Source organism: Mycoplasmopsis cricetuli ATCC 35279 (assembly GCF_000526955.1).
Lineage (GTDB): Bacteria > Bacillota_I > Bacilli_A > Mycoplasmatales > Metamycoplasmataceae > Mycoplasmopsis > Mycoplasmopsis cricetuli.
In genome coordinates, this window is the sequence record NZ_JAHB01000025.1 from 1 (window position 1) to 4,707 (window position 4,707).

The 4,707-nt window shown below is 24.6% G+C and carries 6 protein-coding genes; 2 read left to right on the forward strand and 4 right to left on the reverse strand.

Going from position 1 to position 4,707, the window contains the following annotated elements:
* Window positions 1-29 precede the first annotated feature (29 nt).
* From rplT to infC, 3 genes are all read right to left on the reverse strand, one after another.
* Window positions 30-377, reverse strand: coding sequence for a 50S ribosomal protein L20 (rplT, locus tag U744_RS0103860; protein ID WP_025755731.1), 348 nt, complete (start codon window positions 375-377; stop codon window positions 30-32).
* A gap of 69 nt (window positions 378-446) precedes the next feature.
* Window positions 447-635: a 50S ribosomal protein L35 gene (gene rpmI / locus U744_RS0103865; RefSeq protein ID WP_025755732.1), complete on the reverse strand. Its 189-nt coding sequence runs from the start codon at window positions 633-635 to the stop codon at window positions 447-449.
* Entirely contained in the window at window positions 616-1,242 is a 627-nt protein-coding gene (gene infC, locus U744_RS0103870) for a translation initiation factor IF-3 (RefSeq protein ID WP_318023744.1), read from the reverse strand. The genes rpmI and infC overlap by 20 nt, the downstream gene beginning before the upstream one ends.
* A gap of 253 nt (window positions 1,243-1,495) precedes the next feature.
* Here infC and U744_RS0103880 point away from each other — a divergent pair, with 253 nt between their 5' ends.
* The gene (locus tag U744_RS0103880; protein ID WP_025755734.1) at window positions 1,496-1,852 is read left to right on the forward strand and encodes a hypothetical protein; all 357 of its coding nucleotides are present in this window, start codon (window positions 1,496-1,498) and stop codon (window positions 1,850-1,852) included.
* 26 nt (window positions 1,853-1,878) lie between these two features.
* Here U744_RS0103880 and U744_RS0103885 read toward each other — a convergent pair whose 3' ends face one another.
* Entirely contained in the window at window positions 1,879-2,877 is a 999-nt protein-coding gene (locus tag U744_RS0103885; protein ID WP_025755735.1) for a YwaF family protein, read from the reverse strand.
* 290 nt (window positions 2,878-3,167) lie between these two features.
* Between U744_RS0103885 and ffh the strand changes: the two genes are divergently transcribed.
* Window positions 3,168-4,517 (forward strand): signal recognition particle protein, encoded by a 1,350-nt coding sequence (ffh, locus tag U744_RS0103895; RefSeq protein WP_025755737.1) that lies wholly within the window; start codon window positions 3,168-3,170, stop codon window positions 4,515-4,517.
* The last annotated feature ends 190 nt before the right edge of the window (window positions 4,518-4,707 follow it).

Sequence of the window (4,707 nt, forward strand, 5' to 3'; positions counted from 1 at the left end):
AAAAAAAAAAAAAAAAAACGCAAAGCGTTTTAATTTTTTGCAAGTTCAATTAACATTTTAAATGTTTCTTGTTCATTAATAGCTAATTCTGAAAGCATTTTACGATTAATTGTCACATTTGCTTTTTTAAGTCCATTAATAAATTGTGAGTAACTCATTCCATGCATTCTTGTTGCGGCATTTATACGAGCAATTCAAAGCTTTCTAAAATTTCTTTTAATTTGCTTACGATCTCTAAATGCATATGTTCAAGATTTAACAACTGCTTGCTTGGCTACTTTGTATCCAATTGATTTATGTCCAAAATATCCTTTTGCTAATTTTAATCATTTTTTACGTCTTGCTCTAGTAACTGTTCCACCTTTTACTCTTGCCATCTTTTATTTCCTTTCTATCTATGATTTTGTAAATTCATTATTAAAAAATAAATAAAACAATTATAAAAATTAGAACATTTGTTTAAATCTTTTAAGGTCGCTTTTTGACATTAATACTGATTTTCTTGCATGACGTTTTTGTTTGGTTGTTTTATTTTGCGCTAAATGTGAACGGTAAGCTTGTTCTCTTAAAACTTTACCAGTTCCAGTAACTTTAATACGTTTTTTAAGGGCGCTTTTAGTTTTCATTTTTGGCATTTTTTTCCCCTTCTTTAGTTTCTAAATTTATTTTAGAATTTATTTCTTTTAAATATTTAGCTATTTTTTGTTTGTTAGGTTGGAGATTCATGTCTAAGAAACGATCATTAACAAGTTTTGGTTCTTTAGTAATTTCTGATATATCTTCCAATGTTTTAAAAAACTTATCCAAAGTTGCAAAACCTAAATCTTTTCGCCCAATTTCACGTCCTCTTAATTTTAATGAAACCTTAATACGATCTCCTTTAAGTAAAAATTCACGTGCTTTTTTGCTTTTTACCATTAAATCACTCTCTCCAATGAATGGAGTTAAACGAACTTCTCGATTTTGAACAATAGTTTGCTTTTCTTTAATTTCTTTTTGTTTCTTTTTACGATCATATTTAAACTTACCATAATCCAATATTCTTGCAATTGGTTTTGGTTTTACTGCAATTAAAACTAAATCTTTTTTTTCATCTTTTGCCATTTCAATTGCTTCTTTTGTATATTTAACACCAATTTGTTCCCCGTTTGAACCAATTAAATAGATTTTGTCATAAATAATATCTGAATTAACATAATGTTCTGCAACAGGTTTTTTACTTTTTCTTTGACTTTGAATAATAACTCCTTAAAAAATTAAAAAAGTGGTTTCCCACTTCTCTACTAAAAAAGGTATCAAAAAAATTTTGACTATTTGATACATTTAATTGTAGCAAAACCCAAGGCTATGGCCATCAGGTGAGAAGTGAATCTACTTTCTGCAATTAAATTTAATTATTGCTTTTTTATTTTACCATTTATTTTTATAAAAAATATTTTTTATCACAAAAAATGTATTTTTTCAATTTAAAAATAAATATTATAATTAATAAATCATGAAAAAAAATTTTTTTTTAAAATCTTCTTTTGTTTTTTCTTTTTTAATATTTTTGTTTGCTAGTTCTCTTGGGGCAATAACTTTAACATACACACTAACATTAAGAAAAAAATTTAACTCTTTTGAACAATTAAATTATGACTCTGATAATAAATTTCCTGAAGTATCAAAAGAAAATTTACTTTCAAATAATTTACTTTCAAATGAAGAAAAAGAAAAATATCAAAAAAAATTTATTCAAATAAAAATTGGTGACGGTGATGCTTCTGCAAAAAAAGCTGAAGAAAAATATCAACAACTAATTCAAGAATTATCATATTTAATCCAATTAAGGAAAAAAGAATTAAAAACATAGACAATAAAATTATCTATGTTTTTAATTTATTTTCTTTTTTTAAATAATCTAAAATTTAAAAATGATTCTTTATATGTTATTCATTTATCGCTTTTGCTCAAAAAAATGAATTTATTTTTTTTGAAGTGAAAATGAATTTTGTCTTGAATTATAAAAAATAATGATGCAAAAACAATGTAAATAATTCCTACTGTTAATAAAGTAAATATTGTTCAGGCTCAAATTCCTAATTTTGAAATAATTAAAGGAAATCCTGATAAACCAATTTTTCCTAAATATAGATAATTACTATTTCAATTTTTAAATCCAGTGCTATTTGCAATCAAATTAATTAAAAACAATATAATCATAACAATTACAAAACCAAAATAAGTGTAGATATTGTCTTTTAGTGTAATTTTATATGGAAATAAAACACTTAAAATAATAGGTAAAAGTAGAGAAAAAGCATGTGTTATAAAAAAATCATAAAATAAATACTGTTTTCATGTATATGCCATTACATTTTCGCCTTTTAAAATATTCACATCTCCAATAATTTGATCTTCTGAAGCTACCAATGTTGATTTTAAATCTGGAATTAAAAGTGCAAGTAAAGCTCCTAAAACGCTAGCAAATGCAACATATTTAATCATGTTCATTTTATTAAAAATCATTAAAAATGCAAAAAACATAATACATAAGCGACAAAAATGAAGCGGCAGTATTTCTCATGTATCTGGATAATCACTAATAATCAACAAAATACTTTTCAAAAACATAAAAATCAGAGTTATCCAACCTGCAATTTTAATTAATTTATGTTGTTTTTGAGGGTTTGCTTTATAAATTAATTGATACTTAGCATAAATTTGTCTTTTTAAAACCCAAATTCCAATTGCAAATAATAAAACAGTTATTACAATGCTTCACTGAAGAAAACTAGTAATTGATTGATCTATTAAGCTAATTGATTGGGTCCCTTTTGAATTTTTAATTACATTACCAAATCAATTTAGTGAAGCAATTCTATAGTTAAAATTCATTTTAAAATTAAAAAATAATTAAGCAATTCTTAATTATTTTCTCTTTCTGCTTTTCTTTTAGCTCTAGCCAATTCCAGAGCTAATTTATGCGCGCGCTTTTCAGCACGTTCTTTATTTTTTCTTTTAACAACTTTACGCATTATAAATTCCTTTTTTAGTATTTAATTTAATTAAAATTCAAATCTTAAATAGTTTTAAATTTTTAATTATGTAGTATTAATTTTAACAAAAAAACCAGAAAATTTTGAATAACTTTTTTAGCTTTTTTTTAAATGTGTATAATTTTAATTATGACTAATTTTTTAGAAAAAAGATTGCAAAAAAGCATAGCTAAAATGTCCAAAAAAATTCAATTACGTGAAGAAGATATTTTAGAAGTAATTCGTGAAGTTAAATTTTCATTACTTGAAGCTGATGTTAATTTAAAAGTAGTAAAAGAATTTATTGGTAATGTCAAGCAAAAAGCTCTTGAAGAAGGACAAGTAATTGGCAAATTAAATCCATCTCAAACAATGGTGAAAATTTTTCATGAAGAGTTGGTTAATATTTTAGGAGGATCTGTTAAAGAAATTAAAATATCTAAAAAACCATACATTATTATGATGTGTGGTTTACAAGGATCCGGAAAAACAACAGCAACTGCAAAATTGGCGTATTTTTTAAGAAAGAAAAAATACATCGAAAAGCCTTTAGTTGTAGCCGCTGATATTTATAGACCTGCAGCTGTTGAACAACTTATTACCTTGGCAAAAAGTATTAATGTTGACTATTTTGAAAAGGGAATAAACAATCCAGTTAATGAAATTGTTACTCAAGCAATAAATTTTGCCAAAGAAAATCAAAATGATTTAATAATAATTGATACTGCTGGAAGACTTTCAATTGATGAAAAATTAATGAATGAATTGGTTTCTTTAAAACATAATATAAACCCAAATGAAATTTTATTTGTAGCTGATGCACTTTCAGGTCAAGACATTATTAATGTTGCTTCAATATTTAATGATAATTTGAAATTAACTGGTTCAATTATTACAAAACTTGACTCTGATGCTCGTGGAGGGGCAGCTTTGTCACTTTCACAAGTTTTAAATTTGCCAATTAAATTTATTGGTACTGGTGAAAAAGTTTCAAATTTAGATCTTTTTTATCCTGATAGAATGGCTGATAGAATTTTAGGAATGGGAGATGTTTTAACGCTGATTGAAAAAGCACAAGATAATTTAGATCACAACAAAGTTTCAAACATGATGGAAAGAATGTTTAAAGAGGACTTTAATTTAAATGATTTAATGGATCAAATTACTGAAATTAAAAAGCTTGGAAAATTTTCAAAAATTTTAAAAATGCTTCCTGGACAATTTGCAAATAAAGTAAAAGAACAAGATTTAGAAAATGCTGAACATAAACTTGAAATGTATTCAATTTTAATGTCATCAATGACTTTGCAAGAAAAAAACAATCCAAAGCTTTTAAAAAATGCTTCAAGAAAAAATCGTATTTTAAAAGGGAGTGGAAGAAGTGCGCAAGAATATAATAAACTACTTTCTGATTTTGATAATATGGCAAAACGCCTAGGGGAGATGAAAAAGAAATTTAAAAATGGAGGAGGAATTTCTGGGATAGGTGGTTTATTTTAATTCATAATTTATATTTATTAAATAACTAATAAATTTTTTTTAAAAAATAGTAAATACATTTTTGCTTGTTTGATGTTATTCTTTAAATTTTATTTAAAAAGCACCATTTTAGGTGCTTTTTATTTTTTATGGAAAAAATATGAAATTTTTTTATTTTTTGAAACTTTTTGCTAAAAAAAAAAAAAAAAAA